The following is a 20,226-nucleotide window of genomic DNA, read 5'->3' as shown; positions in this document are numbered from 1 at the left end:
GCCCGCCGATCCGACGGTAGTCGTGTGCTTTTTATCGGCACAATCGCTCGATGGGGTGGCATGGAAATCTCTTTCCATGGAAAGGTTTAGCGGGTTCTGACCGGGGGAGAGTCAGCCGGGGCGCAGGAACGGAGGGGGTCGTCCAGGACCGCCCGCAGTGCCGCGTGCGCCGCCCCCAGCAGCGGCCCGTCCGCCCCCAGTCGCGACACCGTCACGGCCGGTCCGCCGGCCCGCGCCGGATCCGCCGCCACGGCCGTACGCAGCGTCAGTTCCCGTTCCAGCGACGGCAGGACCCAGGGCGCGAGCCCGGCCAGCGCACCACCCAGGACGACCGCCCGCGGGTCGAGCAGATTCACCGCTCCGGCGAGCGCGATGCCGAGCGCCGTCCCCGCGTCCGCCAGGGCCCGTACGGTGGCCGGGTCGCCGTCGGCCGCGCGGCGGGCGAGCAGCGCGATCCGGGCCCCCGGCCCCGCCTTCCCGGCCGCCGCCCGCCCGGCCGTCGCCCCGCTCGCCCGCAGCACGGCCTCTTCCCCCGCGTACTGCTCCAGGCACCCGCGGCCGCCGCAGTCGCACCGGCGGCCGTCCGGATACACCGGCACATGGCCCAGCTCACCGGCGAACCCCCGGGCACCACGCAGCAGTTGGCCGTCCACCACGACCGCCGCGCCGATCCCGGCCTCGGCCGAGACATGGACGAAGTCCGGCGGCGGTCCCGGTCGCCCGCCGTCCGCACCGGCCGGCCGCAGTTCGGCCAGCGCCCCCAGATTCGCCTCGTTCTCCACGGTCAGCGGCACGGCCGGGGAGCTCGCCGGGGCCGTCACCGGGGCCAGGCCCGGCGCCAGGTCCGCCGCCCGCCAGCCGAGGTTGGGCGCGTGCACCACGGTCGTCCCGCCGCGGGCCACCAGCCCCGGCACCGCCACCGCGAGTCCGGCGGGCCGCAGCCCCTCCGCGGCGATCCGCCCGGTCACCTCCGCGAGCAGCGCCACGAGCCGCTCCAGTACGGGCCCGGGCGCGCTGTTCCGGTTCGCCGCGCCGACCGCCGCCCGGGCCCGTATCCGGCCGCGCAGATCGATCGCGCACACCGCGAGGTGATCCACGCCTATCTCCGCCCCGAGCCCCGCCGGGCCGCGGTCGCTGACCACCAGTTCGCTCCCCGGCCGGCCCCGGCCGCGGGGCGCCGCCGGCCCCGACTCGGCCAGCAGCCCGGCCCGCAGCAGCTCGTCCACCAGCGGCGCCACGCCCGCCCGGGTCAGCCCGATCCGCGCCGCCACCGCCGGCCGTGACAGCGGCCCGTGCGCGGCCACGGTCTGCAGCACCCGGGCGAGGTTGCGCCGCCGGATGCCGGCCTGGGTGTCGTTGCCGGGCGGGGTCACGGGTCTCCTTGGAGGTGTCGGGCCGAGTCCCCCGGCGTGAGGGAGGCGTCGGTGTCACGGCAGGGGGCGCCCGGGCCACCGCAGGGCGGCAGGGCGGGTGCGTACGGGCGGACCGCACCGGCGGATCGGTACCGGCGGATCGGTACGGCCGAGGACTCAGCGGCGGGATTCAGCGCCGCAGCAGGGCGTCCGCGTCGGTGAGGGTGGCGGCCAGCCGGTCCAGGGCGGCGTCGTCCCGCGGCTGGGCCTCGTACTCCGTGCCGCGCGCGGTGCCCCACCGGCGGGCCACCGCCGCGGGGTCCTCGCCCAGCAGCAGCCCGGCCGCCTGGGCCGCCGCGCCGAGCGCGACCAGCTCCTGGGCCTCGGGCACCACCACCGGGCGGCCGGAGAGCCGGCGGACCGTCTCCCGCCAGGCCCGGCCCTTCGCGCCGCCGCCGATCAGCAGCAGCGGCGTCCCGGCCGCGGCGTCCGCGTCCAGCACCTGCTCCAGCGCCCGCAGCAGCGCGAACACCGCACCGTCGTAGGCGGCCTGGAGCAGCTGCCCGGCCGTGGTGCCGTGCCGCAGTCCGTGCACCAGGCCCGACGCCCCGGGCAGATTCGGCGTGCGCTCCCCGTCGAGGAACGGCAGCATCACCACCTCGCCGCCCGCCTCCACGGCCTCCCGGTCGCGGCCCAGCAGCGCCGCCACCCGGTCCACCGCGAGCGTGCAGTTCAGGGTGCAGGCCAGCGGCAGCCAGTCGCCCCGGGCGTCGGCGAAACCGGCGACGGTGCCGGTCGGATCGGCCGGGCGGTGGGTGGAGACCGCGTAGACCGTACCCGAGGTGCCCAGGCTCAGCACCGGCTGTCCGGGGCGCAGGCCGAGGCCGAGCGCGGCCGCCATGTTGTCGCCGGTGCCCGCGGCCACCAGGGCGCCCCGGGGCAGCGGCAGCTCACCGGCGTGCACCGTCCCGGCGGCCTCGCCCGGCCCGGCGACCCGGGGCAGCGCCTCCGGGGGCAGCCCGACGTGCGCCAGGATCTCCGGGTCGTACGCCCCGGTGGCCGAGGCCCACCAGCCCGTGCCGGAGGCGTCCCCACGGTCGGTGACCGCCTCGCCGGTCAGCCGCCCGGTGAGGTAGTCGTGCGGCAGCCGCACCGCGGCGGTGGCGGCGGCCGCGGACGGCTCGGTCTCCCGCAGCCAGGCCCACTTGGCCACCGTGAACGCCGGGCCCGGCACGCTCCCCACCCGGTCCGCCCAGGCCCGGGGGCCGCCCCGCTCGGCGATCAGCCGCTCGCTGTGGCCGGCGGCGCGGACGTCGTTCCACAACAGGGCCGGGCGCACCGGCTCGCCGGCCGCGTCCAGCGTGACCAGCCCGTGCTGCTGCCCGGCGACCGACACCGCGGAGACCTGCCGGGCGGCGTCCCCGCACTGCGCCAGCGCCTCGCCCAGCGCCCGCCACCACTGCCGGGGGTCGCTCTCCTTGCCGGGACCGCCGCCGACCGTGTGCGGTGCCTGCCCGCGCGCCACGACCACACCGGTCTCCGCGTCCACGACCAGCGTCTTCGTGGACTGCGTCGAGCTGTCCACCCCGAGGACGAGCGGTCCCGCTGCCTGTGCGCCCATCGTGCTCTCTCCCTTGGCGGCCCGCTGCCACGAAGACTGCGGAGCCTGCTCGCACGGTCTGCTTCCAGGGGGTTCCCCGGTGTGCCGCCGCATATTAGTTTGGCCGCCGCGGAATTTGTAAAGTGCCTTGACGAAATGGCCGAGGGAGATGCGATGCGTTGTGAGCCGGTGCCCGGGGACAAATTCAGCTTCGGTCTGTGGACCGTCGGCTGGCAGGGCCGCGACCCCTTCGGGGACGCCACCCGCCGCGCCCTGGACCCGGTCGAGACCGTGCACCGCCTCGCGGAGCTCGGCGCGTACGGCGTGACCTTCCACGACGACGACCTGATCCCGTTCGGCGCCGACGACATCCGGCGCGAGACGGCCGTCAAACGCTTCCGCCAGGCGCTGGACGGCACCGGCCTGGTCGTCCCGATGGCGACCACCAACCTCTTCACCCACCCGGTGTTCAAGGACGGCGCCTTCACCGCCAACGACCGCGACGTCCGCCGCTTCGCGCTGCGCAAGACGCTCCGCAACATCGACCTCGCCGCCGAACTGGGCGCCCACACCTATGTGGCCTGGGGCGGCCGGGAGGGCGCGGAGTCCGGCGCCGCCAAGGATGTGGCGGCCGCCCTCGACCGGCTCAAGGAAGCCTTCGACCTGCTCGCCCAGTACGTCGTCGAGCAGGGCTACGACCTGCGGTTCGCCATCGAGCCCAAACCCAACGAGCCGCGCGGCGACATCCTGCTGCCCACCGTCGGCCACGCCCTCGCCTTCATCGGCCGCCTCGAACGCCCCGACCTCTTCGGCGTCAATCCGGAGGTCGGCCACGAGCAGATGGCCGGCCTCAACGTCCCGCACGGCATCGCCCAGGCCCTCTGGCAGGGCAAGCTCTTCCACCTCGACCTCAACGGCCAGAGCGGCGTCAAGTACGACCAGGACCTGCGCTTCGGCGCCGGCGACCTGCGCGCCGCGTTCTGGCTCGTCGACCTGCTGGAGACGGCCGGCTACGACGGGCCCCGGCACTTCGACTTCAAACCGCCGCGTACCGAGGACCTCGACGGCGTCTGGGCCTCCGCCGCCGGCTGCATGCGCAACTACCTGATCCTCAAGGAGCGCGCCGCGGCCTTCCGGGCCGACCCGGCCGTCCAGGACGCACTGCGCGCCGCCCGGCTGCCCGAGCTGGCCCGCCCCACCGCCGAGGACGGCCTGGCCGGGCTGCTCGCCGATCCCACCGCCTACGAGACCTTCCGGCCGGAGGCGGCCGCCGCCCGCGGGATGGCCTTCGAGCACCTGGACCAGCTGGCCCTGGACCACCTGCTCGGCGCGTCCTGAACCGGCCGGCCGGTCAGGCCGCCGGCCGCCCGAAGAGCCGGCGGACGAAGGCGAGTTCGGCGGTGCGCTGGTCGGTGCCGCCGGTTTCGTGGGCGTTGAACCGCCACACCTTCAGTTCCTTCTCGCCCGCGTAGTGGTGGTACGCGGCGAAGCCGGTGGACGGCGGCACCACGTCGTCGCGCAGCGCGGTCGCGAAGAGCGCCGGTGCGGCGGCCCGGACCGCGAAGTTCAGCCCGTCGAAGTGGTCCAGGGTCGCCAGGGCCCGGTCGACGTGGTCCCGGGCGCCGGCGAAGTAGCGGCCGAGCTCGCCGTACGGGCCGGCGTCGGTGACCTCGACGGCGCGGCGGATGTGCGTCAGGAAGGGCGCGTCGATCAGGGCCCCGGCCAGGCCCGGGGCCAGGCCGGTCACAGCCAGGGCGAGCGCCCCGCCCTGGCTGTGACCGGCGACCACCATCCGCTCCTCGTCCACCTCCGCGTGGCCGCGCGCGGCCTCCACGGCCCGTACCGCATCGGTGAACAGCCGCCGGTAGTAGTGGTCGTCGGGATCGAGCAGGCCCTGGGTCAGCCGGCCGGGAACGCCCGGGTTGCGGTAGCCGGCCGGGTCGGGGGTGTCACCGGGGCGGTCCGGGCCGCTCTGGCCGCGGACGTCCATGACCAGGGTGGCGTAGCCCGCCGCGGGCCACAGCAGCCAGTCGTGCGGCCGGCGCCGGCCACCGCCGTAACCGAGGTACTGCACGATGCACGGCAGCGGCCCGGCGGCCGTCCGCGGGATCAGGAACCAGCCACGGATCCGGTGCCCGCCGAAGCCCGAGAACTCCACGTCATAGGTGCGCAACAGGGCCAGCCCGGCGTCGAGCGCGGTGAACCGCGCGGCCAGGTCATGGGCGCGCGCCTCGGCGAGCGTGCGCTCCCAGAACGCGTCAAATCCGGGCGGCTCGGGCAACGGGGGGCGATAGGTGCGCAGTTCGTCCAGCGGTAGGTCGGTGAACACGCAGAACCTCCGGGCCGTAGGGTGGCTTGCTGCCTGTCGCCAACGGTGCCCAGCAGGCGGACATTTCAGACCGGAAGTGTTCCAGGTTGGTCACCGCGTCCCGTGAACCCCAGTAAAGAAGCGATCATTTCCGTTATGAGCTTTCCGCCCCCGCCGCCCGGCCAGCCGCACCCGCCGAACCAGCCGCCCCCCGGCAACCCGGGCGGGTTCGGACCGCCGGCCGGCGGATACGGCCCGCCGCCCGGCGGCAACCAGGCCCCCGGTGGCTTCGGTCCGCCCGCGGGCGGCTACGGCCCTCCGGGCCCGGGTGGCCCGGGCGGCCCCGGCGGCTGGCAGCAGCCCCCCGGCCCGCCCAACGGCGGCGGCAACGGCAAGCTCATCGCCGCCATCATCGGCGGTGGCGCGGTCGTGCTGGCCGCCGTCATCGCCGTCATCGTGATCGCCAACAGCGACGACAGCGGCAACAACCGCGCCCAGCCGTCGTCCAGTTCGAGCGCCTCCGCCACCCCGTCCGAGAGCGCCTCCGCCACCCCCTCCGACGACCCCTACGCCTCGCCCAGCGGCGACCCCGAGAGCTCGCCCAGCCCTTCCGCCGGCACGAGCCCCTTCTACCTGCAGAAGGTCGGCGACTGCTACGACCTGGACCCGGGCGGCAGTGGCAACAACACCGAGGCCTCCTGCAACAGCCCGCACGACGCCGAGATCGTCACCACCCACCGCCTCGGCGAGGGCCTGACCAGCGATTCCGACATCCAGGACAAGGCGTCGTCGCTGTGCCGGGACGAGCTGGAGCGCAAGGCCTCCCGCCAGCCCACCGGCACCGCCGAGGGAACCTACGTGCAGTACCCCAACCTCAAGGGCTACAAGCTCGGCATCAAGACCGTCAGCTGCAGCCTGATGGGCAACCGCAGCAACACCCGGAAGCTCACCAAGCCGCTGTCCTGAGCACCGCCCGACCGATGCGTGTCAGCGGCCGAGGCCGGCCGCCAGCTGCGCGATGGCGTCCGGCCCGACCCGGCAGCAGCCGCCGATCAGCCGGGCGCCGTCCGCGACCCAGCCGGCGACCCGGCCGGCGGTGAACTCCGGTATGCCGCACCACGTCCGCGCCTCGGCGTCCCAGCGCTCGCCGCTGTTCGGATACACCACCACCGGCTTGCCGGTGACCTGCGCGGCCAGCGGCACCGCCCGGTCCGCGTCGTCCGGCGCGCAGCAGTTCACCCCCACGGCGATCACCTCGTCCACCTCCGCCGCGAGGGCGAACGCCTCGGCCAGCGGCTGTCCGGCCCGGGTGGTGTCGCCGGCGACGCTGTACGACAGATACGCCGGCACGCCCAGCCCGCGCACCGCCCGCAGCAGCGCCCGGGCCTCGTCGGCGTCCGGCACCGTCTCCAGCGCCAGCACGTCGGGGCCGGCCGCCGCCAGCACCTCCAGCCGCGGCCGGTGGAAGCGCTCCAGCTCCGCCACCGACAGGCCGTACCGGCCGCGGTACTCGGAACCGTCCGCCAGCATCGCGCCGTACGGACCCGCCGAGGCGGCCACGTACAGCGGTCCGGGGGCGCCGCCCGCCCGCGCCCGGCCGGCCGCCTCGCGGGCCAGCGCGACGCTCCGCCCGAACAGCTCCGCGGCCTCCTCGGCGCCGATGCCGCGCCGCGCGAACCCCTCGAACGTCGCCTGGTAGCTGGACGTGATCGCGACCCGCGCCTCCGCCTCGTAGTACGCCAGATGCGCCCGCACCACCGCCTCCGGCTCCTCGGCCAGCAGCCGCGCCGACCACAGCTCGTCGCTCAGGTCGTGCCCGGCGGCCTCCAGTTGGTTGGACAGCCCGCCGTCGAGGACCACCGGCCCCGCGGCGAGGGCGTCGGCGAGCGTCGGGACCGTGCTGGCCATGGTGCGAACCCTCCTCGTGTGCTGCCGGGCGGACCTTTTCCCAGCTCCTTCGGATCGTAGCCCCGCCCACTGACAACGCCCGTGACCTGCGCCGACGGCAAGACCCGAGGCCGCTCAGGGCAGCGAGGCGAAGACGAACGAGAACCGTGCCGAAGCCGCCGTCAGCCGGTACTGCGGCAGCACCCCCGGCCCGCACGACTGACTGCCGATGCCGTGCTGGGCGTGGTCGAGATGCAGCCACAGGACGTCGCCCGGCCGCAGGTCCGGGGTGTGCCGGGCCGCGGTCAGCTCCTCGTCGGACCAGCGGCGGGCGGCGAAGGCGAAGTCCGGGTCTCCCTCGACCCGGAGGCCCGAACCGTCCGACCGGGTCAGTTCCAGCCGGCGCACACCGGGCCGGGAACCGTTCTCCTGCGGCCGGACGTACGGCGTCTGCAGCTCTTCCACCGACCGCGACCAGCGACCGGTGCGGACCGCCGCCCGGGTGTCCGGATAGCCCTCACCGGGCCCGCCGCCGTACCACTGTGCCCGCCCCAGGCTCCCGCACACCGCCATCCGCACCCCGAGCCGGGGCAGCGGAACCGGCCAGTCGCCCTCCGGATCGACCGCCAACTCCAGCCGCAGCAGGTCGCGTCGGGCCGTCCACCGGTAGACCGCGCGCAGCGCGAGCGGGGAACCGGCCGCGGCCACCCGGGTCCGCACCACCAGGGCGGGCCCGTCCGGTCCGACGGCGTCCACGCGGTGCCGCATCCGGTGCAGGCCGAGCCGGCGCCATTCGGTGGCCGGCCGCGGCCCGGGCTGCCAGGGCGCGGCCTCGTCGTTGTCGGTCGGCGCCCGCCAGACGTGCAGCCGGGGGCCGCCGATCCGCACCCCGTCCAGATAGTCCAGCGTCCCGGTCGTGGCGTCGAAGGTGCCCGGCCCGAGGACGAGCACATTGCCCTCGCCGCGGCGCGGGGTGGCGGTGGGCACCGGAGGCACGTACGCCGGGCGCGGTACGGCCCGGAACTGGCCCCACGCCACCTCGTGCCCGGCCGGTGCCCAGGCGGTGTCCCCGGCCAGTACGGCCCGCACCGTCCAGAAGGCCTCCCGGCCCTCGTCCCGCTCCTCCGCCATGTCCGGCAGCGCCGTCACGACCGACTCGCCCGGTGGCGGCGTGGGCAGCTCCAGCCACCCGCTGCCGCACGGGTTGCCCTCCACCTCGTAGCGCCACAGGAACGAAAGGTGCCCGAGCCCGGCGAAGTCGTACAGATTGGTGATCCGGACCGTCTGCCTGCCGTCGTCACGGTCGGGCCCGGCCTCTATCCGCACCGGCTCGACGACCTTCTTCAACTCGACCAGCCCCGGCGACGGCGTCCGGTCCGGCAGCACCAGGCCGTCACAGACGAAGTTCCCGTCGTGCAGTTCCTCACCGAAGTCGCCGCCGTAGGCGTGGTACACCTCGCCGTCCGGCGTCCGCTGCCGCAGCCCGTGGTCGATCCACTCCCACACGAAGCCGCCCTGACAGCGCTCGTAGGTCTCGAACAGCCGCTGGTACTCACCGAGACCGCCCGGACCGTTGCCCATCGCGTGCGCGTACTCGCAGAGGAGGAACGGGAGGTGGCGGCGCCGGGCGTCCAGCGCGGGGTCGTCCAGCGGCGCCTCGGTGCGCCGGCCGATCCGCGTCACCTCGGCGTGATCGGCGTACATCCGGGAGTAGACGTCGGTGTCGGCGCAGCTGCGATCGCCCTCGTAGTGCAGCGGACGGGACGGATCGCGCTCGCGCATCCACCCGGCCATGGCGGACAGCCCGCGGCCCGTCCCGCACTCGTTGCCCAGCGACCACAGCACGATGCTGGGATGGTTCTTGTCCCGTTCGACCATCCGGCGGGCCCGGTCCAGCAGCGCCGGCTCCCAGCGCGGGTCGTCGACCGGATTGTCCCGCCAGCCCTGCTGCCCGAACCCGTGCGTCTCCAGATCGCACTCGTCGACGACCCACAGCCCCAGCTCGTCGCAGAGGTCCAGGAACGCCGGGTGCGGCGGATAGTGGCTGGTGCGCACCGCGTTGATGTTGTGCTGCTTCATCATCAGCAGGTCCTGGCGCATCACCTCGGGCCCCACGGTGCGTCCGTACCGCGGATGGAATTCGTGCCGGTTGACGCCGCGCAGCAGGATCCGCCGGCCGTTGACCTTCAGCAGCCCGTCCTCGACGCACACCGTACGGAACCCGATCCGCAGCGGGACGGTCTCCCCGGAGGTGACCAACTCGCCGGTGTACAGCCGGGGTTCCTCGGCCGTCCAGGGCTGCACCGGCACCGTCGCGCTCTCCCCGGTCGCCAGGTCCAGCCCGAGCTCCGGTACGGTCACCCGCCCGGCCGGGGTGCACTCCACCCGCAGGGTGCCACGGCCCGTACGGTGATCGAATCCGGCATGGACGAAGTGGTCGGCGACCGACCCTTCCGGACGCCGGTGGACCGAGACGTTCCGGAAGATCCCGGGCAGCCACCACTGGTCCTGGTCCTCCAGATAGCTGCCGGCCGACCACTGGTGGACCCGCACCGCCAGCACATTGCCGTGCGGCCGCAGCAACTGCCCCACCTCGAACTCGTGCGGCAGCCGGCTGCCCTGGAAGTGCCCCAGTTCCTGCCCGTTGAGCCAGACCCGGGCGCAGGACTCCACCCCGCCGAAGTGCAGCACGGCCGGCCCCTCGCCCCAGCCCTCCGGCAGATCGAACACCTGCCGGTGGTCACCGGTCGGGTTCTCGTCCGGCACCCGCGGCGGGTCCACCGGAAAGGGATAGGCGGTGTTGGTGTACACGGGGGCGCCGAATCCCTTGAGCACCCAGGTGCCGGGCACCCGCAGCTCGTGCCACTCCTTGTCGTCGAAGTCCGGCCGGGCGAACGCCTCGTCCTCGGCGTCGGCGCGCGGCGAGAGACGGAACCGCCAGGTGCCGTGCAGCGACATCCGTGGCGCGTCCGAGGACGCGTACCAGGCGCGCGGCGGCAGCGTCCCCCGGCCCGGCGAACGGTCCTCGTAGTACGGGAGCCGGTCGTCCGCCGGACCCGGGCGGCCCGGTGCGGGCTCCGTCCGGCGGCCGGACGGCGGCGGGGGCCGGTCGTGCGGCGCATGCTGCGGCGGGTGCGGGGAAGTCCCGGTCACTGGTCCTCCTGCTGCGGGCGACGTGCCTGGCGTTGGGGGGATCGCCCTCAGCGAATCACGCGCGGGGGCACGGCGCAGCCGGATGACCGGATTCGGGTGGCCGGGGGCTCTGCGCGGGCCCGGCCGCCCGGGGAGCGAACGGCCCCTCGGGGGGCGGGACCTGACCCGCCCCGCCCCCGAGGGGCCCCGCCTCAGCCCTCCGCCGACGCCTCCGCCAGCGCCGCCGCCGGATCGTCCGAGGCCGGGCCGGCGGGCACCCACTGCCCGCGCTCCTTGCGGTACGGCCACCAGCGGCCGTCCCGCCCGTACCGCAGTTGGGCGGCGCCGCCGATCACCGTCCAGCGGTTGCCGGTGGCCCGCAGCCGGGGCCGGGTCCCGTCGTCGTCCCAGGCGGCCGCGAGCCGGTCGGCCGCCCGGGCCAGCGCCGCCGCATCCGGGGCCCACTCCTCCTCCAGCACCGCCAGCCCCGCGGTACCGCCCAGCTCCCAGGCGCGTACGGCCCGCGCCAGACCGCGTGCGTCCCGCCCCGAACCGGCCGCCAGCCGCCGGGATACGACCTGGTCCGGACCGGCCGCCGCCAGCCGCACCGCGTCCTGACCAGGCGTCAGTGCGGGCGGCTGCGGAGTGTCCGCGTGCCAGGGGGAGAGCGCGTCCGCCAGCAACCGCTGGGCGCGCGCCGCCGCGTCCCCGATCAGGAACTCCAGCGCCGCCACCTCCACCCCCGGCGCGGGCCGGGTGCCGCCGCCGAGCACCGGAGCGGCGCCCGGCCCGTCGACCGGCGGGGGCGGCGCCGGCAGCGGCGGCAGGATGTCGCGCGCCGCGTACGCCTCGGCGGCCGGAACGCCCGCGCCGGGCCCGGGCTGCGCCGGGACCCCGGCCGCCGCGGGAGTGGCCGCCCGGGCCGCGCTGCGCGCCTGCAACTCCCCGAGCAACCCCCGCTCGCCGCGGCCGCGCACCAGCAACAGCACGAAAGGGTCCTGGTCCAGCAACCGCGCCACCTGATAGCACAGCGCCGCCGTATGTGCGCAGTGGTCCCACGCCCCGCAGCTGCACTCCGCCTCCAGGTCACCGATGCCCGGCAGCAGTTCGATGCCCGCCGCGGCCGCGTCCTCCACCAGCGCCGGTGGCATGTCCCGGTCGAGCAGTGCCGCGATGTGCCCGGCCCGGTCCGCGACGAGATCGAGGAGGCGGTCCCATGCGTCGTCGTCCAGCCGCTGCAGGAGCACGTCGGACCGGTGCCGGGTGTGGTCCCGGTCCTGGACGACCGCGGTCAGCCGTCCCGGGCGCACGGAGACGGCACCGACCGCACCGGCCCGGGCGTGCCGCCGGCCCAGCTTCAGCTGCTGCCCGTCCAGGGCGGTGTCCTCCAGCGCCTTGAGCCACGCCTGCCCCCACCACGTACGGGCGAAGCCCCGGCCCTGGGCGGGCGGCAGCGCGGCGAAGGTGCGCTCGGCGTCCGGGGCGTCTTCGTGAGGACCCTCCCCGGCTATGCCTTCCTCGTGGGCGTCGCCCCCGTAGGCGCCGTCATTGTCGTCACTGGCGGCACTGTCGTCACTGTCCTCGAATCGCCCCGTCATCGCTCCTCGTCCGGTCATCGCTCGCTCCCTCGCAGTGCGACCAGGTCCGCCAGCTCGGCGTCGGTGAGTTCGGTCAGTGCGGCCTCGCCGGAGCCGAGCACCGCGTCCGCCAGCTGCTGTTTGCGCAGGAGCAGGCCGGCGATCCGGTCCTCGATCGTGCCCTCCGTGATCATGCGGTGGACCTGCACCGGCTGGGTCTGCCCGATGCGGTACGCGCGGTCGGTGGCCTGCGCCTCGACGGCCGGGTTCCACCAGCGGTCGAAGTGCACGACATGGCCCGCCCGGGTGAGGTTGAGCCCGGTGCCGGCCGCCTTCAACGACAGGAGGAACACCGGAACCTCGCCGTCCTGGAAGCGGCGCACCATCTCCTCCCGGCGCGCCACCGTCGTTCCGCCGTGCAGAAGTTGCGAGGCCACGCCGCGCGCCGCCAGATGCCCTTCCAGCAGCCGCGCCATCCGTACGTACTGGGTGAACACCAGCACGCTCGCCCCCTCGGCGAGGATCGTGTCCAGCAGCTCGTCGAGCAGCTCGACCTTCCCCGAGCGGCCGCCGATCCGAGGCTGCTCCTCCTTGAGGAACTGCGCGGGGTGGTTGCAGATCTGCTTGAGCGAGGTGAGCAGCTTGACCACCAGCCCGCGGCGGGCGAACCCGTCCGTCCCGGCGATCTCGTCGAGCCCCTCGCGCACCACCGCCTCGTAGAGCCCGGCCTGCTCCGTGGTCAGCGCCACCGCACGGTCGGTCTCCGTCTTGGGCGGCAGCTCCGGCGCGATGCCCGGATCGGACTTGCGCCGGCGCAGCAGGAACGGCCGCACCAGCCGGGCCAGCCGGCCGGCCGCCGCGGCCGCCTCGGGGGACGCCGCCGGACCGCCCTCGACGACCCGCGCATACCGCGTCCGGAACCGTCCCAGCGACCCCAGCAGGCCGGGCGTCGTCCAGTCCAGGATCGCCCACAGCTCGGTCAGGTTGTTCTCCACCGGGGTGCCGGACAGCGCCACCCGGGCCTTGCCCGGAACGGTCCGCAGTGCCTTGGCGGTCGCCGAGAACGGGTTCTTGACGTGCTGCGCCTCGTCCGCGACGACCAGCCCCCAGGGCACCTCCGCCAGCTTCCCGGCGTCCAGCCGCATCGTCCCGTAGGTGGTGAGGACGAACTCGCCGTCCGCCAGGTCCGCCAGATTGCGGCGCCCGGCGTGGAAGCGGCGCACCGCGGTGCCCGGCGCGAACTTCTCGATCTCCCGCTGCCAGTTGCCCATCAGCGACGTCGGGCACACCACCAGCGTCGGGCCGGCCGACGCGGGGTCGGCCTGCCGGTGCAGATGCAGCGCGATGAGGGTGATCGTCTTGCCCAGCCCCATGTCGTCGGCGAGACAGGCGCCCAGTCCCAGCGACGTCATCCGGTGCAGCCAGCCCAGGCCGCGCAGCTGATAGTCGCGCAGTGTCGCGCGGAGCGCGGGCGGCTGGCTGACGGGGCCGGTGTCGGTGCCCTCCGGGTCCGCGAGCCGGTCGCGCAGCCCGGCCAGCCACCCGGTCGCCTGCACCGCCACCCGGTCACCGGCGCCGTCCTCGGCGCTCCCGGTGAGCGCGGCGCCGAGCGCGTCGAGCGGGGTGACCTTACGGTCCTGCCGGTCCCGGGCGGCCCGCACGGCCTCCGGGTCGATCAGCACCCACCGGTCGCGCAGCCGCACCAGCGGCCGCCCGGCCTCGGCCAGCCGGTCCAGTTCGGCCCGGTCCACCTCCTGGCCGCCCACCGCGAACCGCCAGCTGAAGGAGAGCAGGGCATCCGCGGACAGCAAGGAGGGCGGCCCCGATTCCCGGCCGCCCACCGGGTCTTCGGTATCGGGCGGCCCCACCACGGCGCGGCTGGTCAGCGTGCGCGCCAGCTCCTTCGGCCAGTGGACCTGCACCCCGGCCGAGGCCAGCGCCCGGGAGGCCGGGCCGAGCAGTTCGGCGACCTCCTCGTCGGCGAGATCCAGCGCGTCGGGCACCGCCGCCGACAGCAACGGGCCGAGCGGCGCCCAGACCTCGGCCGCCCGGCGCAGCGTGCGCAGGGTGTCCATCCGCGCCCGCGGACCGAACGCCTGCCCCGCCGTCGACGCCCCCGCCCACACCTCGGCGGCATCCGCCACCAGGGCCGGATCGGTGAGGCTGTGCACCTGCAGGACCGCGCGGAAGCTGACCTCGCTCGCCGGGGCCGGCGTGGCCCCGTCCACCGGACCGCCCACCGCCGCGTCCGTCTCCAGGCCGTGCGCCTCCACCCGCAGGGAGATCCGTACGCCGGCGTCATGGCCGGCGGCCACGTCCGCAGCCCAGTCCCGCTGTTGGGGGATGTGCTGCGGCGCGGCCGCGGCGAAGGCGGGCGACCCGGTGGCCAGCGCGGCGGCGGGGGAGCGCGGCAGCCCGTCCGCCACCGCGTCGAGGAACGCCCGCAGGTGCCGCTCCGGCTCGGGCAGCTCCACCGGGTCCGTCCCCGGCAGCGGGACGGCGTGTGCGTACGGCGGCATCGCGGCGGCGAGCTCCCGCAGCCGTTCGATGTCGGCCGCATCGAGCGGGCCCAGCCGCCAGGCGTCGTGGCCCTTCGGGCTCACGCCGGGCAGCAGCCGGCCACGGGCGGCCAGCTGGAGAGCGAGGACCGCCGCGGCGCCCCAGAAGGCGGCCGCCGGATGGGTGGTCCGGCCGGCCCGCAACCGGGTGAGGACGGGCACCGCGTCGGCCACCGGCAGCACCAGCGCCGGCACCTCGCCGGCCTGGACGCCGCCGTCCTCCTCCGGCAGTACGACGCTCAGCCGCTCCACCACGGGCCCGCTCCCGTCCGGCGCGCCCTCCTCGGTGAGGGCCGCCGCCACCGGCTCACCATCGGGACGCCAGAAGGCGATCCGGCCGGCCCGGGGTGGATCCGACGGCAGGAAGACCGCCGGGCAGCGGGCGAGCCCGGAGAGCTGAGCGGGGGTGGCCGCACGCGTGGATGTCACAGGTTCCCGAACTCCTCAAGTTTGACTACCGGCGCCTGGAGCGCCCGAGGGTACCGGACGCCGGGCCCGAACGAAGAACGCGCACTCCCCGGGGCCGCACCCGGCAACCCGTGCGGCACGACAGGGAACCCGCGGCGCGGAATCGGCGTTCAATGGAGTACGACAGAGCGCGGCACCGGCCGCGGAAGGGACGTGAAGGATGTCCACACAGGCGAAGGTCGCGATCGGCGGCGTCGCGGTGGGAGTGGTCCTGCTGTGGCTGCTGCCCTTCTGGGCGGCCCTCTTGGTCATGGTCGGAGTCCCGGCCGTCGCATATCTGGCCCTCGACTCCTCCCAGCGCCGCCGCCTGCGCCGGGTCGGCCACAAACAGCTCGGACGCTGACGCCGGAAGCGGGGCGGGCGGGCCCCGTGGGCCGGCATGCCCGGGGCCCGGACCGGCCGGCGGCTCACCGGCCGACGGCTCGCCTCGGTGGCCCGGGCAGCCGGCGGTGCGCCGGGGCGCCGGCTCAGACCGGCCGGGCCGCCAGCTCGTCCAGCGAGGAGAGCAGCCCGGGCAGTTCGGGCCCCCGGCCCACCGGATGCACCTCGCCGGGCTCCTCGTCCAGCAGCACGAACGCGATGTCGTCGGTGCGCGCCACCATGCTCCAGCCCGGCCCGTCGACCCGCAGCGTGCGCGCCTCACCCGCCGCGAACGACGACCGCACGCGCCCGGGCGGCGGCGGCTCCGCCAGATAGCCACGCGCTTCCTTCAGCACCCGGCGCACCCCCTCGTGCGCCGCGTCCCCCGGTTCCGCGAACGTCACCTCACCGTCCACCTGCTCGCGCCACATCGCCCACTGCAGCGCGATCTCGTCCGCACCGAGCCGCCGTTGGGCCGGCCCCCACTCCTCCGCGTCCGGCGGGCAGAGGGGCGCCGGCTCACCCTCCTGCCGCTCCGGATCATGCGGCGCCGGCACCCCCGGCGCCGACACGGCGAGCGCCAGCGGCCAGCCCGGGAGCGCCGCGACGATGCTGCCCTCCCCGGGCGAGAGGTCGTACTCCATCCCGCAGTCCCACGCCGCGATGGCACAGGCCACCAGCGACACGTCCTCGGTCACCACCGTCCAGCGGGCGCCGCCGCCGTCCTGCCCGAGGACCAGCCCGTAGCCCTCGGCGTACGGTTCGAGCCCGAGGCCCGCGCACACCTCGGGGTAGTCGTCGCCGAGCACGCTCGGGAACTGCCCGGGCGTCAGCAGCACCGCCGTCAGCACGAACAACTGGTCGTTGTCGGCGCTCTCGGTCGTGGGCACGCGGACCTCCCCTTCCCAACCTTTGCGGAGTACGTCGGCGCACCTTAATTGCCCCGTCGGGAGCTTGTCACCACTCCTACGCTGGGCTTATGCCTTCCTACAGGGTCGGGGGGAGGTGGTGTGCCCGGTCTGCCGGGGCTCCCGGGCCGCTCCTAGACTGGGCGCTCCGGCGAGGGAAGGACGGTTGTCACGTGCGGCGCTACGACTGGCTGAAGGAGATCCGCAGGCTCGATCCCGAGCGCGACTGCTTAACGATCTACCGCATCATCGCCACCCATGAGTTCCCCTGGGACCTGACCCGCGCCCTGGAACTGGCCCTCTACCGCACCTACGCCGTGCCGAGCATCGGCCGGCTGCTCGCCGAGACCGCCGAACTGACGGACCGTACGCAGAAGCGCTACGACGACACCGCCCTCCTCCTGGACGCCGTACTGGAGCACGGCTTCGACGGCGAGGACGGCCGGACGGCCATCCGGCGCATCAACCAGATGCACCGCAGCTACGACATCTCCGACGAGGACATGCGCTATGTCCTGTGCACCTTCGTGGTGACGCCCAAGCGCTGGCTCGACGCCTACGGCTGGCGGCGGCTGACCCCGCACGAACAGCGTGCCGTCGCCGCCTACTACCGCACCCTCGGCCGCCACATGGGCATTCCCGAACTCCCGTGCACCTACGAGGACTTCGAGCAGTGCCTCGACGCCTACGAGGCGGCGCACTTCGGCTGGGACGAGGGCGCACGACGGGTCTCCGACGCCACCTTGGACCTGATGGCCGGCTGGTACGGCCCGCTCGCCCCGATGGTGCGCCGCGCGAGCATGGCCCTCCTGGACGACTCGCTGCTGGACGCCTTCCGCTACGACCGGCCGGCTCCCGCGCTGCAGAAGACGGTGCGCGGCGCCCTGAAGCTGCGCGCGAAGGCCGTCCGGCTGCTGCCGCCCCGCCGCACCCCGCACTACGCCCGCCAGAACCCCGAGATCAAGGGCTACCCGAACGGCTACCGGGTGGCCGAACTCGGCACCTTCCCGGTCTCCCGGCGCCTCGGCGGCTGCCCGGTCCCGCACGGGGAGGGCCCGGTGGCCTCCTGACCCCGGATGCCACGGGCCGGGCCGCGCCTCAACCCCGGCGGACCGCCAACGCCAGATAGCGCGCGTCCCGGTCCTCGTACCGGATCAGCTCCCAGCCGCAGCGGGCGAGCAGGGGCCGCAGGTTCGGCTCCGCCCGGAGGTCGTCGGGTGTCACGGCCCGCCCCTTGCGCGCGGCGAGGGCGGCCCGCCCGATGGGGTGGAAGAGCGCGAGCCGGCCACCGGGCCGGACGACCCTGGCCAGTTCGGCGAAGCCCGCCTCCGGGTACGGCAGATGGGAGATGAGCCCGGCGGCGAAGACCGCGTCCAGCGCGGCGTCCGGCAGCGGCAGCCGCGTCGCGTCCGCGAGCAGCAGCGGCGCGCAGCGGTCCCGCCCGGCCCGTACGGCGGCCGCCAGCATCTCGGGCGTCAGATCGGCGCCCAGCACCGTCCCCTGCGGCCCCACGGCCTCCCGCAGCGCCGGCAGCGCCCGGCCCGTGCCGCAGCCGGCGTCCAGCACCTTCTCGCCCCGTTGCAGTCCCAGCTCGGCGACGCCGGCGGCGTAGGCGGGGCCGTCGTCGGGGAACTTGTCGTCCCAGCCGGCGGCACGCGGCCCGAAGAACGCCCGCACCTCGTGCGGCCGCTCACCGTGGTGGTCGGTCATCGGTCTCCTCCAGAGGTGTGACGACGGGCACCGAGCGATGCGGTGCAGGCGTACAGCACGCCGGCGACGGGCAGGGCCACCACGACGCCGAGGTTCATGGCGCCCAGCGGGCCCCGCGCGGCGCCGTCGGTGAGCAGGAAGCCCACCACCGTGGCGATGTGGGGGTCGGCGGAGGTGATCAGGCCCAGCCCGACGACGGTGCCCACGCCGAGCGAGAACACCGCCGGCCGGCCCAGGGCCCTCACCCGCACCAGGTCGAAGCCGGTGTGGCGGCGGCGCCACTGCTCCACCAGGAACACCGCCGACCAGGCCGACATCGCCACCCCGATGACGGCCAGGAACGCCTGGAAGGTCGCGAAGAAACTGGGCGAAACGAACAGCACGTACCAGCCGCCGGCAGCCATCAGCACGCCGTCCGCCAGAACGGCCAGATGCCGCCGGATCGGAATGCCCAGGGCCAGCATCGACATGCCCGAGCTGTAGATGTCCATGATCGCCCCGGAGGCGAAGCCCCCGATGGCGGTGAGCAGATACGGCACCAGGAACCAGGTGGGCAGCTCGGCCGCGAGCGCCCCCACCGGGTCGGCGGCCGCCGCCCCGGCCAGTTTCGGATCCCCGGCGTTCAGCACCACCCCGAACACCAGCAGCACCAGCGGCGGCAGCACCCCGCCGAGCGTGGTCCACCCCGTGATCGCCCGCCCGCTGGTCGTCCGCGGCAGATAACGGCTGTAATCGGCACCGCAGTTGACCCAGCCCAGGCCCAGCAGCGTCATCGCGAACACGATGCCGCCGACGAACGTGCCGAGGCCGCCCGCCCGGCCGTGCCCCAGCGCGGACAGGTCGATGCGGTCGGCCATCAGCACCAGGTACACCACGGTCAGTGCGGTGATCGCGGCGGTCAGGTACTTCTGCACCCGCATGATCAGCGCATGCCCGTAGATGCCGACCACCACGACCACCACCGCCGTCGCGGCAAAACACAGCGCCTGCGCCGTAGTTGTCGGCGTCCGTGCGTCGGCCCGGGCGAAGACGCCGGGAGCGACGCGCGCCAGGATCGCCGCGCCACCCAGAGAGGACAGCGCGACCAGGACGGTCTCCCAGCCGACGTTGGAGACGTAGCTGAACAGCGTGGGCAGCTTGTTGCCCTGCCGCCCGAAGGAGGACCGGCCGATGGCCATGGTGGGAGCACCGGTGCGCGTCCCGGCTATCGAGATCAGCCCGACCAGGAGGAACGAGAGCACATAGCCGAGCGCCCCGGAGGCGATCGCCTGCCAGGGGCTGAGACCGAGGCCCATGAGGTAGACGCCGTAGGCGAGGGACAACAGGGAGAGCCCGGACGCGGCCCAGGGCCAGAACAGCGACCTGGGGCTGCCGTGCCGCTCGGTGTCCGGCACCGGATCGATGCCATGGCGTTCGACCGCACCGGCGGAGACCTCCGCCGCGGCGGACGGGACGGTCCGCTCCTCCGACTGCTGCTGCGTCATGCGGACATGATCCCGCACCGGCCCCCGCAGTGGCGGCCCGGTCCGTCTATCACGGATACGGAGGCCGCCGGGCTTCCTGATCGCAAGACTGAGCGGCTTTGGCAATTTCGGGGACATTCCGATCAGTGGGCGGTACGGTCCTCGCCATGGATTTCGGACGGCGCTCTGCCGCCGAAGGCTCCCCTCGCCGAGCCGTGCATCCGCATTCCCCGTGACGCGCAGGACCCGCATCCTTAAGGAGACGGCCGATGAACGCCGCACCAGGGACCCCGGAGGGCGCAGCCCCGGGCCCCGGCCCCGAACTGGCCCTGAAGATCTTAGTCGCGGGCGGTTTCGGGGTGGGCAAGACCACCCTGGTGGGCTCGGTCAGCGAGATCCGCCCGCTGCGCACCGAGGAAGGACTCAGCGAGGCCGGGGAGGGGGTGGACGACACCGGGGGAGTGGACACCAAGGCCACCACCACCGTGGCGATGGACTTCGGCCGCATCACCATCCGGGAGGGGCTCTCCCTCTACCTCTTCGGCACCCCGGGGCAGGACCGCTTCTGGTTCCTGTGGGACGACCTCTCCGAGGGCGCGCTGGGCGCCGTGGTCCTCGCCGACACCCGCCGGCTGCAGGACTGCTTCCCGGCGGTCGACTACTTCGAGCGCCGAGCGATCCCGTTCCTGGTCGCCGTCAACTGCTTCGCCGACACGCGGTCCTACGGGGCGGACGAGGTGGCCCGCGCGCTGGATCTGGACCGCGGCACCCCGGTCGTCCTCTGTGACGCGCGGGACCGCGACTCCGGCAAGGAGGTGCTGGTCCGGCTCGTCGAGCACGCCGGCCGGCGGCACTCCCCCCGGACACCGGCCCCGGTGGGATGACCTGCGGACGGGCGGGGCG

Annotated in this window: 15 protein-coding genes; 5 read left to right on the top strand and 10 right to left on the bottom strand. The window is 74.9% G+C overall.

Annotated features, from left to right (window positions below; all coding sequences use genetic code 11):
• Positions 1–86: 86 nt before the first annotated feature.
• Both AB0E02_RS13080 and xylB read right to left on the bottom strand, forming a co-directional pair.
• On the bottom strand, positions 87–1,373 hold the full coding sequence (locus AB0E02_RS13080) for an ROK family protein (RefSeq protein ID WP_362138311.1): 1,287 nt from the start codon (positions 1,371–1,373) through the stop codon (positions 87–89).
• 169 nt (positions 1,374–1,542) lie between these two features.
• Positions 1,543–2,973, bottom strand: a complete 1,431-nt coding sequence (gene xylB / locus AB0E02_RS13075) for a xylulokinase (RefSeq protein WP_362138309.1) — start codon at positions 2,971–2,973, stop codon at positions 1,543–1,545.
• Positions 2,974–3,126: 153 nt separating this feature from the next.
• Between xylB and xylA the strand changes: the two genes are divergently transcribed.
• Positions 3,127–4,290 (top strand): xylose isomerase, encoded by a 1,164-nt coding sequence (xylA, locus tag AB0E02_RS13070; protein WP_362138307.1) that lies wholly within the window; start codon positions 3,127–3,129, stop codon positions 4,288–4,290.
• Between the two features lie 13 nt (positions 4,291–4,303).
• Here the strand turns inward: xylA and AB0E02_RS13065 are convergent, their stop codons facing one another.
• Positions 4,304–5,281 (bottom strand): acetylxylan esterase, encoded by a 978-nt coding sequence (locus AB0E02_RS13065; protein WP_362138305.1) that lies wholly within the window; start codon positions 5,279–5,281, stop codon positions 4,304–4,306.
• Between the two features lie 135 nt (positions 5,282–5,416).
• On the opposite strand from AB0E02_RS13065, the gene AB0E02_RS13060 reads away from it, so the two are divergent.
• Positions 5,417–6,226: a hypothetical protein gene (locus AB0E02_RS13060; RefSeq protein WP_362138303.1), complete on the top strand. Its 810-nt coding sequence runs from the start codon at positions 5,417–5,419 to the stop codon at positions 6,224–6,226.
• Between the two features lie 21 nt (positions 6,227–6,247).
• Here the strand turns inward: AB0E02_RS13060 and mmuM are convergent, their stop codons facing one another.
• The 4 genes from mmuM to AB0E02_RS13040 all read right to left on the bottom strand — a co-directional run bounded on the left by mmuM (position 6,248) and on the right by AB0E02_RS13040 (position 14,843).
• Positions 6,248–7,168: a homocysteine S-methyltransferase gene (gene mmuM / locus AB0E02_RS13055; protein WP_362138301.1), complete on the bottom strand. Its 921-nt coding sequence runs from the start codon at positions 7,166–7,168 to the stop codon at positions 6,248–6,250.
• 114 nt (positions 7,169–7,282) lie between these two features.
• Positions 7,283–10,300, bottom strand: coding sequence for a glycoside hydrolase family 2 TIM barrel-domain containing protein (locus AB0E02_RS13050; RefSeq protein ID WP_362138299.1), 3,018 nt, complete (start codon positions 10,298–10,300; stop codon positions 7,283–7,285).
• A 191-nt stretch (positions 10,301–10,491) separates the two neighbouring features.
• Positions 10,492–11,895 carry an SWF or SNF family helicase gene (locus AB0E02_RS13045; RefSeq protein ID WP_362138297.1) on the bottom strand — a complete coding sequence of 468 codons (1,404 nt, stop codon included), beginning with the start codon at positions 11,893–11,895 and terminating at the stop codon, positions 10,492–10,494.
• A complete protein-coding gene (locus AB0E02_RS13040) occupies positions 11,892–14,843 on the bottom strand; it encodes a DEAD/DEAH box helicase (RefSeq protein ID WP_362138295.1) in 2,952 nt (983 codons plus the stop codon). The genes AB0E02_RS13045 and AB0E02_RS13040 overlap by 4 nt, the downstream gene beginning before the upstream one ends.
• 199 nt (positions 14,844–15,042) lie before the next feature.
• Between AB0E02_RS13040 and AB0E02_RS13035 the strand changes: the two genes are divergently transcribed.
• Complete coding sequence (locus AB0E02_RS13035; RefSeq protein WP_362138293.1) at positions 15,043–15,225, top strand: hypothetical protein; 183 nt, start codon at positions 15,043–15,045, stop codon at positions 15,223–15,225.
• Positions 15,226–15,349: 124 nt separating this feature from the next.
• Here the strand turns inward: AB0E02_RS13035 and AB0E02_RS13030 are convergent, their stop codons facing one another.
• Positions 15,350–16,132 carry a hypothetical protein gene (locus tag AB0E02_RS13030; protein ID WP_362138290.1) on the bottom strand — a complete coding sequence of 261 codons (783 nt, stop codon included), beginning with the start codon at positions 16,130–16,132 and terminating at the stop codon, positions 15,350–15,352.
• Between the two features lie 191 nt (positions 16,133–16,323).
• Between AB0E02_RS13030 and AB0E02_RS13025 the strand changes: the two genes are divergently transcribed.
• Positions 16,324–17,220, top strand: coding sequence for an oxygenase MpaB family protein (locus AB0E02_RS13025; protein ID WP_362138288.1), 897 nt, complete (start codon positions 16,324–16,326; stop codon positions 17,218–17,220).
• 28 nt (positions 17,221–17,248) lie between these two features.
• Here the strand turns inward: AB0E02_RS13025 and AB0E02_RS13020 are convergent, their stop codons facing one another.
• Entirely contained in the window at positions 17,249–17,860 is a 612-nt protein-coding gene (locus AB0E02_RS13020; protein WP_362138286.1) for a methyltransferase domain-containing protein, read from the bottom strand.
• On the bottom strand, positions 17,857–19,344 hold the full coding sequence (locus AB0E02_RS13015) for a cytosine permease (RefSeq protein ID WP_362138284.1): 1,488 nt from the start codon (positions 19,342–19,344) through the stop codon (positions 17,857–17,859). Before AB0E02_RS13015 ends, AB0E02_RS13020 begins: the two co-directional genes overlap by 4 nt.
• 248 nt (positions 19,345–19,592) lie before the next feature.
• Between AB0E02_RS13015 and AB0E02_RS13010 the strand changes: the two genes are divergently transcribed.
• On the top strand, positions 19,593–20,207 hold the full coding sequence (locus AB0E02_RS13010; RefSeq protein ID WP_362138282.1) for an ATP/GTP-binding protein: 615 nt from the start codon (positions 19,593–19,595) through the stop codon (positions 20,205–20,207).
• Positions 20,208–20,226: the final 19 nt, after the last annotated feature.

Source organism: Streptomyces sp. NPDC048196 (assembly GCF_040652715.1).
GTDB classification, from domain to species: Bacteria; Actinomycetota; Actinomycetes; order Streptomycetales; family Streptomycetaceae; genus Streptomyces; species Streptomyces siderophoricus.
The sequence above is the reverse complement of the archived record's forward strand: the minus strand, read 5'-3'. Positions and strand labels throughout refer to the sequence as shown.

What these genes read in the sequence shown, in the direction of transcription:
- AB0E02_RS13020 (WP_362138286.1), bottom strand. Translation starts at nt 17,860, where the DNA reads ATGACCGACCACCACGGTGAGCGGCCGCACGAGGTGCGGGCGTTCTTC.
- AB0E02_RS13060 (WP_362138303.1), top strand. Translation starts at nt 5,417, where the DNA reads ATGAGCTTTCCGCCCCCGCCGCCCGGCCAGCCGCACCCGCCGAACCAG.
- mmuM (WP_362138301.1), bottom strand. Translation starts at nt 7,168, where the DNA reads ATGGCCAGCACGGTCCCGACGCTCGCCGACGCCCTCGCCGCGGGGCCG.
- AB0E02_RS13015 (WP_362138284.1), bottom strand. Translation starts at nt 19,344, where the DNA reads ATGACGCAGCAGCAGTCGGAGGAGCGGACCGTCCCGTCCGCCGCGGCG.
- AB0E02_RS13010 (WP_362138282.1), top strand. Translation starts at nt 19,593, where the DNA reads ATGAACGCCGCACCAGGGACCCCGGAGGGCGCAGCCCCGGGCCCCGGC.
- AB0E02_RS13045 (WP_362138297.1), bottom strand. Translation starts at nt 11,895, where the DNA reads ATGACCGGACGAGGAGCGATGACGGGGCGATTCGAGGACAGTGACGAC.
- xylB (WP_362138309.1), bottom strand. Translation starts at nt 2,973, where the DNA reads ATGGGCGCACAGGCAGCGGGACCGCTCGTCCTCGGGGTGGACAGCTCG.
- xylA (WP_362138307.1), top strand. Translation starts at nt 3,127, where the DNA reads ATGCGTTGTGAGCCGGTGCCCGGGGACAAATTCAGCTTCGGTCTGTGG.
- AB0E02_RS13035 (WP_362138293.1), top strand. Translation starts at nt 15,043, where the DNA reads ATGTCCACACAGGCGAAGGTCGCGATCGGCGGCGTCGCGGTGGGAGTG.